Source organism: Nocardia terpenica (assembly GCF_013186535.1).
GTDB lineage: Bacteria > Actinomycetota > Actinomycetes > Mycobacteriales > Mycobacteriaceae > Nocardia > Nocardia terpenica.
In genome coordinates this window covers 527,697-547,449 of sequence record NZ_JABMCZ010000001.1, presented here as the reverse complement: position 1 = coordinate 547,449, position 19,753 = coordinate 527,697, and the positions used below count along the sequence as shown (strand labels likewise).

General features: G+C 70.4%; 17 protein-coding genes. 10 read left to right on the top strand and 7 right to left on the bottom strand.

Features of this window, described 5'->3' with window-relative positions; genetic code table 11:
* Positions 1-62 precede the first annotated feature (62 nt).
* Positions 63-1,328, bottom strand: a complete 1,266-nt coding sequence (locus HPY32_RS02400; protein ID WP_067582676.1) for an alpha/beta hydrolase — start codon at positions 1,326-1,328, stop codon at positions 63-65.
* Between the two features lie 90 nt (positions 1,329-1,418).
* Between HPY32_RS02400 and HPY32_RS02395 the strand changes: the two genes are divergently transcribed.
* Both HPY32_RS02395 and HPY32_RS02390 read left to right on the top strand, forming a co-directional pair.
* A complete protein-coding gene (locus HPY32_RS02395) occupies positions 1,419-1,970 on the top strand; it encodes a helix-turn-helix domain-containing protein (protein WP_067585630.1) in 552 nt (183 codons plus the stop codon).
* Between the two features lie 466 nt (positions 1,971-2,436).
* The gene (locus tag HPY32_RS02390; protein WP_067582672.1) at positions 2,437-3,162 is read left to right on the top strand and encodes a dienelactone hydrolase family protein; all 726 of its coding nucleotides are present in this window, start codon (positions 2,437-2,439) and stop codon (positions 3,160-3,162) included.
* A 26-nt stretch (positions 3,163-3,188) separates the two neighbouring features.
* On the opposite strand, the gene HPY32_RS02385 is transcribed toward HPY32_RS02390, so the two are convergent.
* From HPY32_RS02385 to HPY32_RS02360, 6 genes are all read right to left on the bottom strand, one after another.
* Complete coding sequence (locus tag HPY32_RS02385) at positions 3,189-3,641, bottom strand: DUF6196 family protein (RefSeq protein ID WP_197696402.1); 453 nt, start codon at positions 3,639-3,641, stop codon at positions 3,189-3,191.
* Positions 3,642-3,846: 205 nt separating this feature from the next.
* Positions 3,847-4,743 carry a ParB/RepB/Spo0J family partition protein gene (locus HPY32_RS02380; RefSeq protein ID WP_067582666.1) on the bottom strand — a complete coding sequence of 299 codons (897 nt, stop codon included), beginning with the start codon at positions 4,741-4,743 and terminating at the stop codon, positions 3,847-3,849.
* Positions 4,744-4,756: 13 nt separating this feature from the next.
* On the bottom strand, positions 4,757-6,079 hold the full coding sequence (locus HPY32_RS02375) for an LLM class flavin-dependent oxidoreductase (protein ID WP_067582663.1): 1,323 nt from the start codon (positions 6,077-6,079) through the stop codon (positions 4,757-4,759).
* Between the two features lie 5 nt (positions 6,080-6,084).
* Entirely contained in the window at positions 6,085-7,107 is a 1,023-nt protein-coding gene (locus HPY32_RS02370) for an LLM class flavin-dependent oxidoreductase (protein WP_067582661.1), read from the bottom strand.
* A 10-nt stretch (positions 7,108-7,117) separates the two neighbouring features.
* Positions 7,118-7,471 (bottom strand): hypothetical protein, encoded by a 354-nt coding sequence (locus tag HPY32_RS02365; protein ID WP_156674162.1) that lies wholly within the window; start codon positions 7,469-7,471, stop codon positions 7,118-7,120.
* A gap of 49 nt (positions 7,472-7,520) precedes the next feature.
* The gene (locus HPY32_RS02360; RefSeq protein WP_067582659.1) at positions 7,521-8,630 is read right to left on the bottom strand and encodes an NAD(P)/FAD-dependent oxidoreductase; all 1,110 of its coding nucleotides are present in this window, start codon (positions 8,628-8,630) and stop codon (positions 7,521-7,523) included.
* 167 nt (positions 8,631-8,797) lie between these two features.
* Between HPY32_RS02360 and HPY32_RS02355 the strand changes: the two genes are divergently transcribed.
* Genes HPY32_RS02355 through HPY32_RS02320 form a run of 8 tightly spaced genes read left to right on the top strand, consistent with a single transcriptional unit; the run spans position 8,798 to position 19,722 of the window.
* The gene (locus tag HPY32_RS02355) at positions 8,798-10,048 is read left to right on the top strand and encodes an ATP-grasp domain-containing protein (RefSeq protein ID WP_067582656.1); all 1,251 of its coding nucleotides are present in this window, start codon (positions 8,798-8,800) and stop codon (positions 10,046-10,048) included.
* Between the two features lie 10 nt (positions 10,049-10,058).
* Positions 10,059-11,261 carry a saccharopine dehydrogenase family protein gene (locus tag HPY32_RS02350; protein WP_197696401.1) on the top strand — a complete coding sequence of 401 codons (1,203 nt, stop codon included), beginning with the start codon at positions 10,059-10,061 and terminating at the stop codon, positions 11,259-11,261.
* Positions 11,258-12,586 (top strand): lysine N(6)-hydroxylase/L-ornithine N(5)-oxygenase family protein, encoded by a 1,329-nt coding sequence (locus HPY32_RS02345; protein WP_067582653.1) that lies wholly within the window; start codon positions 11,258-11,260, stop codon positions 12,584-12,586. Before HPY32_RS02350 ends, HPY32_RS02345 begins: the two co-directional genes overlap by 4 nt.
* Positions 12,583-14,613, top strand: a complete 2,031-nt coding sequence (locus tag HPY32_RS02340) for a class I tRNA ligase family protein (RefSeq protein ID WP_067582650.1) — start codon at positions 12,583-12,585, stop codon at positions 14,611-14,613. Before HPY32_RS02345 ends, HPY32_RS02340 begins: the two co-directional genes overlap by 4 nt.
* A 16-nt stretch (positions 14,614-14,629) precedes the next feature.
* The gene (locus tag HPY32_RS02335) at positions 14,630-15,856 is read left to right on the top strand and encodes a Rieske 2Fe-2S domain-containing protein (protein ID WP_067582647.1); all 1,227 of its coding nucleotides are present in this window, start codon (positions 14,630-14,632) and stop codon (positions 15,854-15,856) included.
* 11 nt (positions 15,857-15,867) lie between these two features.
* A complete protein-coding gene (gene purB / locus HPY32_RS02330; RefSeq protein WP_067585624.1) occupies positions 15,868-17,298 on the top strand; it encodes an adenylosuccinate lyase in 1,431 nt (476 codons plus the stop codon).
* A 49-nt stretch (positions 17,299-17,347) separates the two neighbouring features.
* Positions 17,348-18,541 carry an MFS transporter gene (locus tag HPY32_RS02325; protein ID WP_269456496.1) on the top strand — a complete coding sequence of 398 codons (1,194 nt, stop codon included), beginning with the start codon at positions 17,348-17,350 and terminating at the stop codon, positions 18,539-18,541.
* Positions 18,541-19,722 (top strand): amidohydrolase family protein, encoded by a 1,182-nt coding sequence (locus HPY32_RS02320; RefSeq protein ID WP_067582644.1) that lies wholly within the window; start codon positions 18,541-18,543, stop codon positions 19,720-19,722. The genes HPY32_RS02325 and HPY32_RS02320 overlap by 1 nt, the downstream gene beginning before the upstream one ends.
* Positions 19,723-19,753: the final 31 nt, after the last annotated feature.

Here is a 19,753-nt window from a genome sequence, read left to right as displayed (position 1 = left end):
TGCCAGTCGATCTCACACACAACCACAGTTTCGGTGCGCTGCCATCGTGATCGGTGATGCCGCTACGACGTGTGCGATGTGGTGATCCATGCGGCGATGTCGGTGATGACGTGATGGTCGACATGTTGTGGCGCAAGGTATTCGGCGGGGGTGGAGGGGCCGGTGCCGGGGAAGAACAGGTGGTTGTCGGCGGTGTAGATGCGGATGGTTACCTCGGGGCGGTCGCCGAGTGCGGCTTGCCAGAGGGACAGGTCGTCGTTCACGGTGACCTGGTAGTCCCGGCCGCCCTGCAGGACGAGCATCGGTTTCGCGAGCGCGGCGGCCGTTGCCACCGGGTCGTAGGCTCGCAGGTCCAGCCAGTATGCCGCGGAGTAACCCAGCGGTAGGTCGGCGGCGGGGGTGGCCGGGGAGAGGTCCGGGCTGTCGACCGACTGTGCTTGGCGGGTCAGGGTTTCGAGGGTTTGCCGGGCGGCGGTTTCGCCACCCGGGGTGAGTGCGGCGAGATAGCGGGCGACTCGCACCGCGGCCCACTGCATCGGCTGGGCGTCGGCGGCCATGGTGATCAGGCCCGCGACGGCCGGTTCGGTGGCGGCGACCCGGGGAGCGAACTTGCCGCCCATGCTGTGTCCGAGCACGAATACCCGATCGGCGGCGACCGCGGCATGCGTTCGCAGGGCTCGCACGGCGGCCGCGGCATAGGGCACGTATTCGTCTGTGGCGGTGAATGTTTCGTCGAGGCATTCGGGGTGCGCGTGCGTGATCTTGTCGAATCGCAGCACGGCGATGCCGCGGCTCGTGAGTCCCCAGGCGATGTCCTTCAACGGCTTGTTCGACCCGGACGTCTCGTCACGGTCGAACGGCCCGCCACCCGCGAGCAGGACCACCGCCGGGCAGCTGCCCCGTCGGCGGGGAACGGTGACCGTCGCCGGTACCGGGAGCGGATCGGCGTCGAGTGCCATGTCGTACTCGTCGAATGCGGAGGGATCGGCGTAGTCCGGCGGCTGCCACGGTTCGACCGGCGGCGTCAGCCGCAGACCGGCCAGGCGGCCCGCATCGTCGACCACGAGTTCGACCCACAGCTCGCCGTCGGTCAGGCGCATCGGTACCCGCACCGCCGTACCCGACGAGCCCTCGGTACCGGTCGGTGCATCGGCGTCGACCACGGTCCCGTATTTCTCCTGCACGGATTGCCAAGCGGTACAAAGCTTTTCGGCAGAGACCAGGGCTTGTAGAGGTGGCGCGAACATCTCGTGCACCCGCCGGAATCGGGCGGCGCGCAGGTGCTCGACAACCTCGGCACCGATTCGCTCCGGGATCGACATCGTCATGTGGAACTCCTCATCCGGAGTCGCCCCGCTCGAGCGCGACTCAAATGTTCTCAACTTTGCGAACAGTATCAATTGTGAGACCATATGTCCATGAATCCTTCGGAGCTGCTGGCACATCCGGTGCGACTGCGGATCGTTCACGCCCTGTCCGGCCGCGTCGCCACCACGGCGCAGTTGTGTGCGCGGATCCCGGATGTCTCGAAAGCCACCGTGTACCGGCACATCGACCTGCTGGCCGAACACGGGATCCTCGAGGTCGCGGGCGAGCGGCGGGTCCGCGGCGTGGTCGAGCGCAGCTATCGGCTACGGCGCGAGCGCGCGGTGATCGACGCCGATACCGCTGCCGCCGCGACCGTCGACGAGCATCGGCGCATCTTCGCCATGGCGATGGCGATATTGCAGGCCGAATTCCAGACCTATCTGGACAGCGAAACCGCCGATCCGGCAACCGATCTCGTCGGCTACCGCCAGCACGCGATCTGGCTCGACCGCGGCGAACTCACCCGCATGATCGACGACCTGCGCGCGGTCGTCGCGCCGCGTCTGGCGCACGAGGCGACCCCGAACCGCGACCCGTACCTGCTCAGTCCGATCCTGTTCCCGCTGGCATCCGCGGAACCGGCCGAGCAGGATCGGGCGTGATCCACTCCGAACAGGTTCTGGTTCGCGATGATCGTGGGGCAACGGCTGGGAAATTCCAGCGGGCTCAGTCGGGGCGGCGCAAACCGGCGATGCGGATGCCGACCAGCCGATGTGCGTCGTACCGGGGGCTGGGACCGGCGCAGAGACTGGCGACGGCGCGCACGAGATCAAGGGGCGGAATGCTGTGACTCGCGCAGAGGACCACGACGAGTTCTTCGGGCCGACTATGAGATTCACGCACGCCGAGGACCATCGTGATCGAAGAGAACGAAATGATGGGCCGCCGTGTAGCAAAAACCTGTTGGCGGACAACGGTGAGTACTGCTACTTTTCGAAGGCCGTGCAAGAGAACGAGGAGGTGGTACCCGTGAACGCAGTATTGATATGGGTGCTCCCCTCTGGGGTCACGGTCGGGCGATAGGTCGTCCGGGAGCGCCGTTCTAGAGCACTCCCGAAAGGCACGACCATGCAATTCATTTCCGAACAGCGCCTCGACGACGGCGTTCTCGAGCGCGAATTCACCCTCGGCGAGATCCCCGGCATCCTGTGGACGCCCGGATCCGCACCGGCCCCGCTGATCCTGCTCGGCCATCCCGGCGGGCTGCACAGGATGTACCCCCGACTGGTGGCCCGGGCACGGCACTGCGCGGCGGAGGGCCTCGCCGCGGCCACCATCGAGCTCCCCGGGAGCGGTGAGCGGCCCCGTTTCGCCGCAATCGAGCAGGCCCGCGCCGATTTGCAGCGGGCGCTGAAGGCCGGTGAGCCGGTCGACGACGAGATCGTCGAGCGGCTCGTCTTCCCGTTGGTCGACAAGGCGGTCCCGGAATTGCGGGCCGCCCTGGACGCTCTTCTTGCGCTGCCCGAGATCGGCGGTCCGGTCGGGTATGCGGGAGGGGTGATCGCCATCGGCATTCGGATGGCGGTGGTCGAGCCGCGTATCGCGGCCGCCCGTTTGTTCGCCGGAAGTTTCGTGCCCCGCAGCATGTTCGAGGAGGCCCGGCAGATCACCATTCCGCTGCAGGTCCTGCTGCAGTGGGACGACGAAGGAAACAACCGGCAACTTGCCCTGGACCTGTTCGACGCCTTCGGTTCTCGAGAGAAGACGCTGCACGCCAATATGGGCGGGCACACCGGCGTCCCGCAGTTCGAGGGCGAGGATGGGGGTCGGTTTTTCGCCCGGCACTTGAAGTGAGGGCTGGCTGTCCGGCGGTACGGGGCCTACCGAGGGCCAGAAGGCTTGCCGCCGAGGTCATTTCGTAGCTTCCCGACGACCGCGATGGCCTGATCCAGCACGTCGACCGGGCAGCCCCAGTAGTCATAGATGCCGCCGCGGGCGCGGTTGCTGCCGCAGACGACGAATACGCCGGTCCCCAGCTCACTCTTGAGGTGGGTGGCCAGCCAGCCGACGAAACCACTGTTGTCCGCACCATCGGGGAAATGGAAGGAGAAGATCCCGAAGCGCTCGACACCGTCGCTGTCCTCGGTGAACGGGACCAGGGAGCTCCAACTCTCCTGGTCCCGAACGACGGCGAGCGTCCCACCGGTGAGCGTGGGCGGCTGGTCGGCCGGGCACTCCGTAAAACACCAGACACCGTCGTGCACAACGAGATCGGCCTCGGCAATCACCCGCCGCAGCCGCTGCTCGGTCTGTTCCGCAGTCTCAATACTCACACTCACCACCAGCGTGGCAACACCCTTGCGTTCCCATCCATTCCGGCTGTGAGGGTGAAGGGTTCGGGGCGCAAGGTGCCTCCAATGTCGCGGCTGTCATCGAGTCGTGCACGTCGACCATGCCGCCCTCCGCAGCCGACCGCTCCGCGACCGGGTCGTCGGCGACGCTTGTTGTGTTTCCGAGGTTTGTGCGGCGTGGGGTGGTTCAGGCGCGGCATTCGTAGTCTTGCGGGGGGATCGGGGCGCGGTGTTGCTGGTCGAATTCGGCGGATTTGCGGTCCAGGGAGTCGGCGAACAGTTGCCAGGTGACGGCGGAGGTGCGGGCCAGTTCGGCGACTATTTCGGTGCAGTGCGGGGGGACGCTGTCGGCCATGGAGCCCCAGGTGGAGGATTGGACGATGTGCAGGTCCAGCAGGCGGAGGAGGGTGCGGCCGGTCTCGCTGAAACGCAGGGACGGGTCGCGGCGCAGGGCCTGGATCAAGGCTGTCGCCTGGGGGCCCGATGTGTCGGCGACTCGTCCGACCGCCGGCTTCTTGACCGGGGTGTCCGGCTGCCGCCGGGCGGGGGTGTCGGTGACGTCGCAGCGGTCCGCGTCGGGGGTGGGCAGGCGGCGGACGCGGCCGTCGAGGCCGACGCGGACTCGTGAGCGCGGGATCTCCTCGGCCGATCGGGCGCGTACCGCGGCAACGGTTTTCGGTGAGATGCCCGCCGTGGCCGCGATGCGGCGGTCGGACCAGTACGGGTAGGAGCGGGCGATGCGGGCGGCGGCGGCGCGGCGATCGGACAGCGTGAGCGGCAGGCCGTGCCCGATATTCGACTCCACCGCGAGCACGAACGCCTCGGCGGCGTCGCCGTCGAAGAATCTGACCCGGACGCTGTTCTGGCCGCGGGCCAGAGCCGCGTGCACGCGATGCATGCCGTCGATCACCTGCATCGTGGACCGGTGCACCACGATCGGGGGCAGATCCCCCGCCACCTCGGCCAGCAGCCGGACGTGCTCGGCGTCGACGCCGCCGGTGCGCGGGCTGTCCGCCTGCGCCAGCAGCGCTATCGGCACGACGACCAGTTCGGCCGGCGCGACCGGCACCATGTGTGAGGACATCGGAGATTCCCCCTTATCCGTGCAGGCCGAGATGGTCGCGCAGCATGCGGCCGTGGTAGTCCTTGCGGAACAGGCCGCGGCGCTGCAGCTCCGGCACGACCAGCTCGGTGAAGGCGGTGATCGAGCCGGGGACGTAGGCGGGGTAGATGTTGAACCCGTCGGCCATGTCCCCCTCGAACCATTCCTGCATCATGTCGGCGACCTCCTCGGGGTTGCCGACCACGACGTGGGAGAGCTGAGCGGGGGTGCCGTGCACCAGATCGGCGTAGGTGATGCGCTCCGGCCCGTCGGCCGTGCGCCGGGTGAGCCGGGTGATCTCGGCCAGCCGCCGGGCGCCCTCCTCCGACACCGCGGCCAGTTGCTCCGCGGGCACCACGTCGTCCAGGCGGCACCCGCGAATGTCGATGCCGAACGCGCGCGAGGCGCAGGCGCGATTGCGCTTGTATCCCTCGCCCAGGCCACCGGCGCGCACCAGATCGGTCACCTCCTCCTCCGGGTCGAGGACCAGTAGCGCGTTCAGCTCGTCGTGCAGCCGCACGGCCTCCTCGGTGGTCGGCGCGACGATCGGGGTCAGGCCGGGGACGACGGTCACCTGGTCCGCGCGGCCGTGGCGGGCCGCCCGCTCCTTGATGTCGGCGTAATACGCCTGGCGCGCAGCGAGAGTCGGCTGCGGACCGGCGAACACCATGTCGCACCGGCTCGCACCGAGCTCCCGGGAGCGGTCCGAGGTGCCCGCGCTGAGCAGCACCACGTGGCCCTGCGGCGGGCGCGGCACGTCGAGCGGTCCGTCGACGGAGAAGTATGTGCCGCGGTGACCGATCGCCCGGTCGCCGCCGTCCCACAGGTCTCGGACGACCCGCAGCGTCTCCTCGGCCCAGTCGTAGCGCTTGTCGGTCTCCCAGTGTGCGTCGCGGCCGAAGTTCAGGGCCGCGGCGGGATCGGCACCCGTGACCAGGTTCCAGGCCGCACGTCCGCCGCTGATGTGGTCGAGCGAGGCCAGCATCCGGGCGATGCCGTACGGGTCGGAGTAGGTGGGGTTCGCGGTCACCACGATGCCGATGTGGGTCGTGGCCGCGGCGATCGCGGTCGCGGTGACGAACGGTTCCAGGCGGGAGATCTGCGCCGGATTGCTGTGCTGCAGCGCGGGATCGGTGGCCAGGCGGTCGCCGAGGAATACGAAGTCGAACTTGGCCCGCTCGACGGTTCGGCTGACCTCCTGGATCAGGCCGATGTCGTAGGCCGCATCGCCCCGCGCGTCGGGATGGCGCCAGCCCGCGGAATGCGTCCCGGTCGCCCAGAACATCAGGCCGAGGTGCATTGCACGCTTGGTAGACACGCCGGTCAGCTCCTCTCCGCGGCGGCGGTGGCGACGAGCCGGTTCGCGGGCCTGGCCAGACCCAGTCGGGCCCGGAGGCTGCGCGGACCGGCGGGCTCGGGCGATCCGGCCGCGCGCAGGCGCGGCAGGACCAGGTCGGTGAACGCGGCAAGCTGGTCGAGGGTGGCGAATCGCACGAGAAAGCCATCGACCGAGTCGGCCCAGCCGAGTAATCGGTCGGCGACCGCGGCCGGAGCGCCCACCACGACGGCGCGATCCGCGTCGCCCTCGGGTGTGCCTGCGGCGCCGTGCAATTCGTGCGCACGCCGGGTGTCCGCGGCGACGAAGGGCTCGACCGCGAGGACCCGGTGCGGCCGGTCGGTCGCGCCGGGGCGGCCGGTGGTCAGCACGTCGGCGGCGGAGGCGACGAGCGGGTCCGTGGCGGCGGCGAATACGACCGGGTGGCCCTGCGGCGGGCGGGCCACGTTCAGCGGGCCGCGCACCTGAAGCGCGGGACCGGCGTGCCCGAGGACGTGGATGCGGTCGACGTCGACGAGGCACCCGCTGTCCTTGTCGTGCACGAAGGCGCCGTCCTCCCAGCTGTCCCACAGGTCGCGGACCAGCGGGACGTACTCGATGGCGCGGGCCTCGCGGTTGGCCGCCGGATCGAATCCGGCGCGGCGATGATTGGCGTCGGCGGCCGCGTCGAGCGCGGTGACGACCTGCCAGCCCGCCCGCCCCGCGCTGATGTGGTCGAGCGAGGCCAGGACCCGGGCGAGATTGTAGGGCTCCCAGTACGCGATGGCGGTGGAGACCACGACGCCGAGGTGCTCGGTGCCGGAGGCGAGCAGGGCCGCGGTGATGGCGGCGGCCGGTGCGCTCGCGCCGCCGGGATCGGCGGCGGGCCGGTCGGGCAGGACCAGGTAGTCGACACCGGCGGCCTCCGCGGCCCGGGCCACGGCGAGCAGGGCCCGGGCGGGCCCCGTCATCCCTGCTCGCGGCAATTCGTAACCGACGGAGACAATCGGCTTTCGCGTTGTCGCCGTCATGAATATCGCCTCAGAATGGCCGTGCCCCACTTCCCAATCGTGCACAACTCGGCCACCAGAAAACCTGAACGGCGAGCAGCTTTCGAACAAGTTGCAGCGGAATGCCTAGCGTGAATTCCTGATCCGAAAGTTCCGCTTGAAAGAAAGTAACCATAGCGCGTAGACACCAGTCAATACCCCTATTGTCCGATTCCCGTAGATGCCCGTTCGCCTGCACGACTCCACCGAGATCTGGTAATGCGCCGCCAATGACGCAAGCTTCGATCGAATTACCATATACCGCAACGTTTTCCGTGAAATATCGCGGAATATGTTGTCGGGCAACATAGTTCGGCGCGCCAATGCGCGACTCGCTCGCGGTCAAGTGAGGAATTTCCTCAGTCGCGGATCCGTTCCGGCGCATCGTGTTTGCGCTACAGCAGCGCGAACCGCTCCGGCCGGAACGCGTCGGCCGACGGGTCGGGCGCACCCAGCACCTCGCGGGCGGCGATCTCGGCGAGCACCGGGGCCAGAGTCATACCGCTGTGTGTCGCAACGACATACACGCCCTCGGCGTCGCGCACCGGCCCCACGATCGAGCGCCCGTCGCGTGGCATCGGGCGCACGCCGACGAACAGCGACTCCACCCCGGCCCCGGCCGCGCCGGGCAGCACCTCGGGCAGCCGATCCAGGATCCGGTCGGCGAGGGCCAGCGCGTCCGAGTCGGCGGTCAGGGTGTGATCGAGGTCGTGGCAGTGCAGCATCAGCCGGTCGTCGCGGTCCGGCCGGATGCTCAGACCGGGCGCGTGCACCACCCGGGTGACCGGCTCGGCCACCCGGGTGGTGCGGACGAGCAGACCGCGGGTCAGCCGCTGGGGGCTACCCGGTTCCAGCAGCGGCAGTGCGACCCCGAGACCGGCCAGCAGGTCGATGTTTCCGCGCCCGGCGCAGCACAGCACGGCGTCGGCGGCCAGTGATTCCCCGTCGCGGAACCGCACGCCGCTGCCGTCGGGGAATACCGTGGCCACCGGCTCGCCGATCCGCAGGCGCACGCCCGCGGTTCGGGCCCGGCGCAGCACCGCGCTCAGCATCAGATCGCCCATGACGTGCATATCGTCCGGATAGAAGTAGACGGGCCCGGCCACCCCATCCAACCGCAGCCCCGGTTCCAGCTCGCGCCGCACCTCGGCCGGTGACAGTTCCGCGACGGGGTATCCGTGCTCGCGATACCCGGCGGCGGTGTCGCGCAGCGCCGCGGCGCCGGGCGCATCGTCGGCCCAGTGCAGATTTCCCCTGCGCCACAACCACCGCGGCGACTCCGCGGTATCGACGGCCAGGCGCTCCTGCGCGGCCAGCGCCTCGACGCTGAGGTCGTAGTACGCGGACGAACCGTCGTCGATGGCGTTGGCCCAGCCGAAGCTGTGCGCGGACAGGGTGGCACCCGGCCCCGTCTCCGAGACCAGGCTCACCCGCGCGCCCGCCTCGGCCAACCGGAGGGCGGCGCAGCATCCGATCACACCGGCGCCGATGACCACGACCCTCATCCCGTTCCTCCTCTGTCGACAGCTGCCCGGACGCACCAACACATATCCTTCGGCGCAATCGGTGGGCAATAGGGAATGTGTTGCGAGACAAATCTTTTCAGTCCGGGAAGCCCGTGGTTGACTGGCGCTGACATCCGAGAACCAACACGACCGGTCTGGAGAATCGCGTGAGCAGCAGCGTCCTGTTCGTCAATCTGCGGCGGATCAAACGAGAGGGGCTGGAGTCCCTGCTGGCCGCCCGCCGCCTCGGCCACCGGGTGATCCTGCTCGGCCGGGCCCTGCCGGAGTTCGCCCAGCCCCTGGTACACGAGTTCCATCAGGTGGACACCTACGACTTGGAGCGGTCCCTGAAGCTGGCCCGGGAGATCGCGGGCGCGCACGATATCGTCGGCGTCCCGAATTTCACCGAGATCGATGTGCAGCTGGTATCCGCCATCGCCGCGGATCTGGGCCTGCCGGGGCTGTCGGCGCAGGCCGCGCTGTCGGCGCGCAACAAGTACGCGATGAAGCAGGCGCTGTCCGGCGTGGCGGGCGTACTGCCCCGCTATGCGCGGGTGAGCGATCTGGCGGAGCTGCGTAATGCCGTGGCGGACATCGGTTTTCCCGTGGTCGTGAAGCCGACCGGCGCCTCCGGTTCCAAGGGCATCCTGGAACTGCGCACCGAGGCCGATCTCGAACCCGCCATGGCCCTGTTGCAGCGGATCGCCGATCCCGCGTTCGACCCCGTTTTCCGACAGTTCGGCGCGGAATTCATCGTCGAGGAATATCTGACCGGCACCGAATTGTCGGTGGAGGGTTTCGTCGCGGGCGGCGTGGTGCACCAGGTCGCGGTGACCGACAAGGTCACCACCGAGCCGTTCCATCTCGAACTGTCCCACCGGCTGCCGAGCGTCCTGCCCGCCGCCGCCCTCGCCGAGATCCGCACCCGCACCGAGCAGATCGTCGGCGCGCTGGGCTTCGACAACTGCGCATTCCACCTGGAGGCCAAGTGGGGCGAGCACGGTATGCGGTTCATCGAGGTGGCCGCGCGCCCGGCCGGTGACTACATCGCCTCACATCTGGTGCCACTGGCCACCGGAATCGACTTCTTCGCCAACGTGATTCGGGTGTCGACCGGCGAGCCGCTGCGGCTGACCCCGGACCGGGAGATGCAGGCCGGGCTGCGTTTCGTCCTCGCCGAATCGGCGGGCCGGTTCGACGGGCTGACCGGACTCGCCGATCTGGTCGAGGACCCCGGTTATCACCACGTGTTCACCGAGGTGCCGGTCGGCGCCGATGTGGCGCTGCCGCCGGACAACTTCGGCACCCAGCGGGTCGCCGCGATCTGCGCCCGGCACACCGACCGGGCGGGTCTGGACCGATTGCTCGACACCGCGGGAACAGCGGTGACCGCGACGGTCACCGGGGGCCGGGAGTGAGTGGGCCGTCGTGAAGCTGGTGCTGATGGGCTGCGGCCAGATGGGCCGCGGCGCCGCATACGCGCTCGCGCGCGACCCGCGGGTGTCGTGCCTGACGCTCATCGATCGCGACGGCGGCCGGGCCGACGGCCTGGCGAGATGGCTGGAGCCGCACGGCGATTGCCGGATTCTGGTGACCGACGACGTGGCCGACGCGCTCGCGGACAGCGATGCGGTCGCGGTCGCGCTGCCCTGGGCGGGCACCCGATCCGCGATCGACGCGGCCGCGGCGGCCGGGATCCCGATCGCGAGCATCACCCGGCCACCGGCCGCGCAGCTGTCCGAGCTCGACGCGGTCGCCACCGCGGCCGGTATCCCGGTGCTGCTGCCGATCGGCCTGGAGCCGGGGCTCACCGAACTGTTCGCCCTGGACGTGGCCCGTGGGCTCGGCGAGGTCGCGGCGCTGGAGATCCGCTGCGGCGGCATCCCCGCCACGCCCCGGCCGCCCTGGGGCTACACCGCGTTCTTCGGCGGTGAGCAGGCCAACCACCTGCCCATCGCGCAGCGCCGCTCGCTCGCCATCAAGGACGGCCGCACGGTCAGCCAGCTGCGATTCTCCGGGCTGGAAACCCGCGACGTGCCCGGGGTGGGGCGGCTGGAGGGCTATCACGACGGCATGGTGCCCTGGCTGGCCCGGCACCCCGCGCTGGCCGCGGCGGACTGCACGCAGAAGACCCTGCGCTGGCCCGGATTCGCCGGCGCGGTCACCGAATTGGCCGATCTGGGCCTGCTCGACGAGACGCCGGTCGTCGTCGACGGCGTCTCGGTCTCCCCGCTGCGGGTGGTCGAGAACGTGCTCGCGCCGCGGCTGCGGGCCGGGTCCGAGGACGAGGACATCGTGGTGCTGGAGGTCACCGGGCACGGCCGGGCGGACACCGACGGCCGGGCGGCGACCGCGTCGGCACTGCTGGTCGATCGGTTCGACCGCAGCACCGGGCTGTCCGCGATGACCCGCACGACCGGATTCACCCTCGCCTCCGCCACCGCGATGCTGGCCGAGGGCACGGTATCCGCCACCGGCTGGCTGCGCCCGCACGAGGCGTTGTCCGCCACGCACTTCACACGCATGAAGGCCGACCTGGCCGCCCTCGGGGTGCGGTGGACCACCACCGCCGAGGACCCCGCGGCCGCGTCCCCACCGAGCAGCGTCACAACTGGAGGCACACCCGCATGAGAAGTGGACACGACGTCCTCGATGTGATCGGCATCGGTATCGGGCCCGCCAACCTCAGTCTCGCCGCACTGCTGGCGGGCGCCGGCGGGACCGCACTCGAGGCCGAATTCCTCGACAGCAGGACGCGTTTCGAGTGGCACCCCGGATTGATGCTGCCGGACGCGCAGATGCAGGTGCACTACCTCAAGGATCTGGTCACGCCGGTCGACCCGACCAACCCGTTCTCGTTCCCGTCATTTCTGGTGGACACCAAGCGCTTCTACCGGCTGCTGGTGACCGGCCGGACCAAGGTGCCGCGCCGGGAGTTCGAGCAGTACTGCCGGTGGGCGGCCGAGCGCATTCCCGGCCTGCGCTTCGGGGTCCGGGTGCACGACGTGCGCTGGGACGGGGAGTTGTTCGCGGTGCGCACCGATCGGGGTGTGCTGCGGGCGCGAAACGTGGTCAGCGGCACGGGATTACCGCCGAAGCTGCCCGCGTGCGCGGCCGGGCTGGATCCGGCGCGGGTCCTGCACGCCTCGGCGCTGCTCGACGCGCCCCGGGAGTTCGCGGGGCGCCGGGTGGCGGTCGTCGGCGGCGGGCAGAGCGGCGCCGAGGTGGTGCATCATCTGCTCACCGCGCGCGATCGGCCCGCGTCGATCGTCTGGGGTACCTCGCGCCCGAATATGCTGCCCTTGGACGACAGTCCGTTCGTCGACGAGCTGTTCGTGCCCAACTACAGCCGCTACTTCCACGGCCTGCCGGCCGGGCGCCGGGCGGAACTGGTGCGGCAGCAGCAGATGGCCAGCGACGGGGTGTCGGTGAGCCTGCTGGAGGCGATCTACCGGCGGCTCTACGACCTGGAGATGCTGGAGCAGGTGCCGCGGCCGTGCACCGTGCTGCTCGGGCACCGGCTGACCGGCATCGACCAGACCGGGTCGGGCCTGGCGACCGCGTGGCTGCCGCACGACGGCGACCAAGTGCGCCACGAGGTCGACCTCGTGGTCTGTGCGACGGGCTATCGGCACGAGCTCCCGCGGCCCCTCGCGCCGCTGCGTTCGGTGCTGCCGTCCGGCGACGGAACTACCGGGGTGCGTGCGGATTTCAGCCTCGACTGGACCGGACCGGCGGGCAATCGGGTGTATGTGCAGAACGCGGCGCGGCAGCACTTCGGCGTCGCCGACCCCAATCTGAGCCTGCTGGCCTGGCGCAGCGCGACCATCGCCAACAGCCTGCTCGGCTTCGAACGGTACGACACCGGTGCGGTATCCGCGGCGCTGGACTGGCAGACGGTCGACTCCGAGGCCGCCGACCGGAACGAGACGAACAGAACGGTGGTGCATCGATGATCGTCAGCACTATTCCCCGCACCCTGCCCGAGCTCGACGCGCCGGACTTCGTCCGCAGCGCGGCCCCGGAGTGGGCGACCGCCGCCGCCGCGCCGTTTCAGGTGCGCCGGGTGACACTGCGGCCCGGCGAGATCACCACCGAGCACAACCATCACGATCTCGAGGCGTGGGTGATCCTCGACGGCGAGGGTGAAATCGGCTGGGACACAACGACTCGGACGGTGCGGGCGGGCGATGCCGTCTATCTGCCGCCGCTGGCGCCGCACACGCTGCGCAACACCTCCGCCGACCGGCCGCTGTCGTTCTACTCGATCTGGTGGGAGGACATGGCGGCCCTGGCCCGGACCCACGCCGACCGGCGGCAGCGGCAGGCAACGGGCACGCCGGACCGGCCGGTGCTGATCCTGCCGTCGTTCCCCACCCCGAACGGGGAACTGCACCTGGGGCATATCGCCGGGCCGCTGCTGACCGCCGACGCCTGCCGTCGCGCGGTGCTCGCCACCGGGGCGCGGGCACACCTGCTGCTGGGGACGGTCGGTCATCAGACCCAGGTGGCCGCCGCGGCCGCGGCGGCGGGGCTGTCGTTTCACGAACTCGCCGAACGTAATACGGACGCCATCACCGCGGGACTCGCCGCCGCCGGGGTGGAGTGGGACGTCTTCGTGCGGCCGAGCGAACCGTCGTACCCGGCGATGGCGACCACCGTGTTCCGGCGGCTGCTCACCGAGGGCGCGCTCGTCACCCGGTCCGAGCCCACCAATTACTGCGAACCCTGCGGGCGATTCCTGCTGGAGGCGTTCGTCTCCGGGTCGTGCCCGCACTGCGGGTCCGATCAGACCGCGGGCATCGAGTGCGAGGCGTGCGCGCTGCCCTACAACGACCGCGAGCTGGTCGATCCGCGCTGCGCGGGCTGCGGGGCCGCAGCGTCGCAGCGGTTGCTCACCCGCTACTTCCTGCCGTTGGAACCGTTGCGCGACAGGCTTACCGACTATCTGCGCGGCACGGCGATGAACGCGCGGTTGCGCGGTTACATCGAGCGGGTGCTCGCCAAGCCGCTGCCGGATCTGCCGGTCAGCACACCGACCACGAACGGTATTCCGATCCACGTCGAGCAGACCGGCGGGGCGGACCCGGCGCTGGCGGATCAGCGGATGTATTCGGCGTTCGAGCTCGCCGCCCGCTTCCTCGTCGCCCTGGACAAGCTGGCGCGGGAGCAGGGCGCGGCGGACTGGTCGGCGTATGCCGCCGAGCAGCGGCCCCGCACCGTGCTGTTCTTCGGCTTCGACAACGCGTTCCTGCGCGCCTTCGCCTTCCCGGCCGTGCTCGGCACGTTCACCGACGCGCTCCCGCTGCCGGATACGTTGGTGTGCAACGAGTTCTATCTGCTGGAGGGCGCCAAGTTCTCCACCAGCCGCAGGCACGCCGTGTGGGCCCGGGAGGCGTTCACGGCGGCCAATGCCGACCAGCTCCGGCTGTACCTGGCCGCCACCACACCGGATGTGCGGCGGCGGAACTTCACGGCGGCGGGCTACGCGGCCTTCGTCTCCGACGAGCTGATCGGCCGCTGGCAGGCGTGGATCGACGAGGTCGGTGCGCGGACGCTGAAGTACTTCGACGGGCGCGCGCCCGAGGGCGGCGGCTGGAACGTCGAGACGGAGCGGTTCTACGGCCAGATCACCGATCTCGCGGCGGCCGCGGTCCTCGGCTACCTGCCGGAGCGGTTCAACGCCCGGTCGGTGGTGGCCGCGATGCGCGTATTCGTCACGCAGGCCCGGGATTTCGCCGAGACGAGCACGGATGTGCTGGCGACCACCCCGGCGGCGGGCGTGGCCCGCACCAGCGTCGCGCTGGAGCTGATGGCCGTGCGCACGCTGGCGATGGCGCTGACCCCGCTGGCGCCGGGCGTGGCCGCCCGGCTCGCCGCCGCGCTCGGCGAGCCGGACGGCATCCCCTGCGCCATCGACCCGCGCTGGGTGCGGCCCGGCACCGACATCACCTTCGACACCGATCTTTTCAGCCGACCGTAGAAAGAGGTCCCGCCACATGGCGACCAGGTCCGTCAACGACACACTGACCGGAGTTGGCCGGGGCACGCCGATGGGTGAGCTCCTGCGCGAATACTGGATGCCGGTGCTGCGCTCCCAGCGGGTGACCGCCGGGGGCGAACCGGTCCCGGTCGAATTGCTCGGCGAGCGCTACGTGATCTTCCGCGGCGACGACGGCTCGCTCGGCTGCTTCGCCGAGGCGTGCCCGCACCGCGGCGCCTCGCTCGCGCTGGCCCGCAACGAGGATTGCGCGCTGCGCTGCATCTATCACGGCTGGAAGTTCGACACCTCCGGCAAGGTACTGGAGACCCCGTCCGAACCGGAGGACGGCGGACGGTTCGCCGGACTGGTGAAGCTGCGGCACTTCCCGGTCGTGGAGGCGGGCGGCATCGTGTGGGTGTGGGTCGGCGGCACCGACCGCACGCCGTCACCGTTCCCCCGCTTCGCCTTCACCGACCTGCCCGCGGAGCAGGTGTTCGCGATCGTGGCCGTCCTGGACTGCAATTGGATGCAGGGGCTGGAGGCCGATATCGATTCGGCGCACGTGTCGCTGCTGCACGAGACCGAGGCCGCAGGCGGCCCGCTGCGCGATCTGCTCGACGACCGTGCGCCGCACGACGATATCGAGCACACCGCGTGGGGCATCCGCTATGCCGCGATCCGCACCCTGTCCACCGGGGACAGCCTGGTGCGGATCAAGCCGATGATCATGCCCTGGTACACGATCGTGCCCGAGTTGCCCAACGGCGACCGGCTCTGGCACGCCTGGGTGCCGATCGACGATCACCGCACCCTGTTCTGGTACCTCTGGTACAACGAGAATCAGCCGGTGGACCCGAATTACTTTGCGGCGCAATTCGGTCTGCGGCTCGACGAGATGAACAAGGACAACTTTCGGGAGGGGTACTCGCGGGAGAACATGTGGGGGCAGGACCGGATCGCGATGCGGGACGGGAGCAGCTTCTCCGGTATCCGGGGACTTGCCATGCAGGACATCGCGGTGCAGGAGAGCATGGGGGCGATCGTGGATCGGACACTGGAGAACCCGGGCAAGAGCGATACGGGCATCGCCCGCGCGCGCAATTTCCTGATGAACGCCGTCAAGACGCACGCCGCCGGTGGGGTGGCGCCGGGGCTCGGCGCGGACGTGGACTACGGCAAGATCACCTCGGCCTCCCTCGTCGTCCCCGCGGACGACGCCTCCTGGCGCGAACTCGTCGGATGACCGCGGCCGACATGACCATCGACGAGACCGTGCCCGATGTCCTCGCCACCCGCTACGCGTCGTCGGATCTGGTGGCGCTGTGGTCCCCGCGCCACCGCGTGATCGCCGAGCGCAGGCTGTGGCTCGCGGTCATGGCCGCCCAGCGCGACCTCGGCATCGACATTCCCGAACGGGCGATCGCGGACTACACCGCGGTCGTGGACCGGGTCGACCTGGCCTCGATCCGGCGGCGCGAGCACGTGACCCTGCACGACGTGAAGGCGCGACTCGAGGAGTTCAACGCGCTCGCCGGGCACGAGCACGCGCACAAGGGGATGACCTCGCGCGACCTCACCGAGAACATCGAACAGCTGCTGGTGCGCGAGAGCCTGCGGCTGATCCGACGCCGCTGCGTCGCCGTGCTGGCCCGGCTCGCCGCACTGGCCACCGCGCACGCCGACACGGCGATGGCCGGACGCACGCACAATGTTGCGGCACAGGTGATTCCGCTGGGCAAGCGCTTCGCCACCGCGGCCGACGAGCTGCTGTTCGCCGTCGAGCGACTCGACCATCTGCTGGGCCGCTACCCGCTGCGCGGCATCAAGGGCCCGGTCGGCACCCTGCAGGACATGCTGGATCTGCTGGGCGGCGACCGGGCGAAGGTCGCCGCGCTGGAGACGAAGATCGCCGAATACCTGGGCTTCGAGCGCCGATTCGTCAGCGTCGGCCAGGTCTATCCCCGCTCGCTGGACCATGAGGTGGTCTCCACGCTCGTGCAGCTGGCCGCGGCCCCGGCCAGCCTGGCCCGGACCATCCGCCTGATGAGCGGGCACGAGCTGGCCTGCGAGGGATTCGCGGACGGTCAGGTCGGGTCGTCGGCCATGCCGCACAAGATGAATCCGCGCAACTGCGAACGGATCGGCGGCCTGATGATGGTGCTGCGCGGGCACGCCGCCATGGTGGGCGAGCTGTCGGGCGACCAGTGGAACGAGGGCGACGTGTCCTGCTCGGTGGTGCGCCGGGTCGCGCTGCCGGGCGCCTTCTTCGCCCTCGACGGACTGCTGCAAACCGCCCTGACCGTGCTGGACGGATTCACCGCGGCGCCGAGGGTCATCGACGCCGAACTCGAACGGCACCTACCGTTTCTGGCCACCACCAAGATGCTCGTCGCCGCGGTGCGGGCCGGGCAGGGCCGCGAGCGGGCGCACGAGCTGATCAAGGAGCACGCGATCGCCGCGGCCGCGACCCTGCGCGACGGCGGCACCGGCAACACGCTGCTGCGGACCCTCGGCGCGGACGACCGCTTCCCCTTGGACGAGGCGCTGCTGACCGGACTGCTCGCCGATCGGGGGGCGTTCACCGGGGTCGCGGCCGAGCAGATCGCCGAAATCGGTTCGCGGGTCGCCGCAGTGGTGGCCGCCGACCCCGCCGCGGCCGACTACCGCCCGGAGCCGCTCCTGTGACCATCGCGGCGAGGAGAAACGAAAGAGGGTGCGCGTGAACTACCTGCGAATGCTCCGAACACCACACGCTTTTCGCGTCTTGTCCGCGAGCTGGATCGGGCGGTTGCCGAGTTCGATGGCGGCCGTGACCATTCCGCTGGCGCTGCGGCACGCCGGTGCCGGGTACGCGTTCATCGGGGCGGCGGCCGCCTGCTTCGCGATCTCCGCCGCCGTCGGGGCGCCCGTGCTGGGCCGCGCCGTCGACCGTATCGGTCAGACCAGGGTGCTGGCGGCCACGACCGTGCTGGCCGCGGCCGGATTCGTGCTCATCGCGCTGGCACCGGCCCAGCACCCGACGGTGCTGCTGGGCGCGGTGCTGGCCGGTGCGTTCACCCCGCCGCTCGAACCGTGCCTGCGGGTGCTGTGGCCGGACATCTTCGCCCAGGAGGAATTGGAGAACGTCTACGCGGTCGATTCCGCCGCGCAGGAACTGGTTTTCGTCGCCGGGCCACTGGCGGTGTCGCTGTGCCTGGCGATCGCCGCGCCGATCACCGCGCTGTGGGTGCAGGCGGCGCTGAGCGTGCTGGGCGTGCTGGTGTTCGCCACGGCCGCGCCGTCGCGGCGCTGGCGACCGAGTCCGCACGACCGGCACTGGCTCGGGCCGCTGCGCAACCTGGGGCTGATCATCGTGTTGCTGGCGCCGTCCGGCGCGGGGATGTCGATCGGGACGCTGAACGTGCTGTCGGTCTCCTATGCCGAACAGCACCGGGTCCCCGGCGGCGCGCCGATGCTGCTGGCGGTCTTCTCGCTCGCCTCGCTGGCGGGCGTGCTCGGCTACGGGGCGATCAGGTGGACGATCCAGCCGCGCACCCGGCTGCTGGTGAGCGTCGGCGGCCTGCTGATCGGCTGGCTGCTGCTGACTCTCGTACCGCCGCCGGTCCCGATGTTCGCGGTGCTGCTGCTGACCGGCATGTTCCTGGCGCCGACGCTGGCCTCGGTGTGGCTGCTCATCGGCATGCTCGCCCCGGCGGGCACCACCACCGAGGCATTCGCCTGGCTGGTCACCCTTTTCGCCGCGGGCAACTCGATGGGCGCGGCGCTCGTGGGTGTGGTGCTGACCCACGCCAGCACGCACTGGGCGGCGGCGTGCGGTGTGTTCGGCGTGACGGGGTGTCTGCTGCTGCTCGGGCTCGGCTATCGGCGGCTCGCGCCGCCCGCGCCGGACCGGGTCGCCCAATCGTCGGCGACCGGGCAGGCGGGCTGATGGGCACGCTGGTCCTGACCGGTGCGGCGACCGTGTTCTCCGGCGATCTCGCCGAGCCGCTGCTGCCCGGCGTCGACACCGTCGTGTGCCGCGACGGGGTGATCGCGGCCGTCGACGACGCCGATCGGCTCGCCGCCGACCTCGAGGCCGCCGACCAGGTGATCGACCTGCGGGGCGGCACACTGGCTCCCGGCCTGATCGACTCGCACGGCCACGTCACCTTCGGTGACTACAGCCCACGCCAGCGCGCGGTGGACTACCTGGCCGGGTACGTGCACGGCGGCATCACCACGACCGTCTCCGCGGGCGAGGTGCATGTGCCCGGCCGCCCGCGCAGTGCCGCCGGGGTCAAGGCGCTGGCGGTGGCGGCGCACAGCTGTTTCGCCGAGTACCGGCCCGGCGGGATGCGGGTGCACGCCGGTGCGGTCCTGATCGAGCCGACCCTGACCGAGGCCGACTTCGCGGAGCTGGCCGGGTGCGGAGTTCGGTTGGCCAAGTTCGGATTCGGCGCGTTCGCCCATCCGCTGGACGGCCGCGACCAGGTGCGCTGGGCGCAGGCACACGGGATGACGGTGATGTGTCATGCCGGTGGCGCCAGCGCGGCCGGGGGCGCGGCGCACAACGGCGAGGTGGTGCTGGCGCTGCGGCCGAACGTGTGCGGGCACGCGAACGGCGGCCCGACCGCACTGTCCCCGGCCGAGGCGGAGCTGCTGCTCACCGAGAGCGATATGGCGCTACAGGTGGTGCAGGCGGGAAATCTCAGGGCCGCACTGCATCTGGTGCGCCGCGCGGCCGAATGCGAGCAGCTGCACCGGATCGTGGTCGGCTCGGACACGCCGTCCGGCTTCGGCGTCATGCCGCTGGCGGTGCTGAAGACGGTGCTGGAGCTGACCGCGCTCGGCGGACTGGAACCCGCCGTCGCCTGGTCGCTGGCCACCGGCAACAACGCCGACACCTGGGGCCTGTCCGCGGGGCGGCTCGCACCGGGCGCTCCCGCGGACGTGCTGGCCCTGGCGGCACCGGCCGGTTCCCAGGCCGACACCGCCGCGGACGCGCTGCGCGTCGGGGACATTCCGGCGATCACCGCCGTGGTCACCGCGGGTGAGCTGCGCGCACTGCCGAGCCGCAATACGCCCCGCCCGGCGGTCCCGGTCGTGCCCAGCGCGCCGGTCGCCATCTGAGAAGAACATCACGAAACCGCGCCCCAGGAGG

Excerpts from the sequence above, each read along its gene's own strand:
- HPY32_RS02345 (WP_067582653.1), top strand. The coding sequence starts at position 11,258 with ATGAGAAGTGGACACGACGTCCTCGATGTGATCGGCATCGGTATCGGG.
- HPY32_RS02325 (WP_269456496.1), top strand. The coding sequence starts at position 17,348 with ATGCTCCGAACACCACACGCTTTTCGCGTCTTGTCCGCGAGCTGGATC.
- HPY32_RS02380 (WP_067582666.1), bottom strand. The coding sequence starts at position 4,743 with ATGTCCTCACACATGGTGCCGGTCGCGCCGGCCGAACTGGTCGTCGTG.
- HPY32_RS02395 (WP_067585630.1), top strand. The coding sequence starts at position 1,419 with ATGAATCCTTCGGAGCTGCTGGCACATCCGGTGCGACTGCGGATCGTT.
- HPY32_RS02400 (WP_067582676.1), bottom strand. The coding sequence starts at position 1,328 with ATGACGATGTCGATCCCGGAGCGAATCGGTGCCGAGGTTGTCGAGCAC.
- HPY32_RS02340 (WP_067582650.1), top strand. The coding sequence starts at position 12,583 with ATGATCGTCAGCACTATTCCCCGCACCCTGCCCGAGCTCGACGCGCCG.
- HPY32_RS02360 (WP_067582659.1), bottom strand. The coding sequence starts at position 8,630 with ATGAGGGTCGTGGTCATCGGCGCCGGTGTGATCGGATGCTGCGCCGCC.
- purB (WP_067585624.1), top strand. The coding sequence starts at position 15,868 with ATGACCATCGACGAGACCGTGCCCGATGTCCTCGCCACCCGCTACGCG.
- HPY32_RS02320 (WP_067582644.1), top strand. The coding sequence starts at position 18,541 with ATGGGCACGCTGGTCCTGACCGGTGCGGCGACCGTGTTCTCCGGCGAT.
- HPY32_RS02370 (WP_067582661.1), bottom strand. The coding sequence starts at position 7,107 with ATGACGGCGACAACGCGAAAGCCGATTGTCTCCGTCGGTTACGAATTG.
- HPY32_RS02390 (WP_067582672.1), top strand. The coding sequence starts at position 2,437 with ATGCAATTCATTTCCGAACAGCGCCTCGACGACGGCGTTCTCGAGCGC.
- HPY32_RS02335 (WP_067582647.1), top strand. The coding sequence starts at position 14,630 with ATGGCGACCAGGTCCGTCAACGACACACTGACCGGAGTTGGCCGGGGC.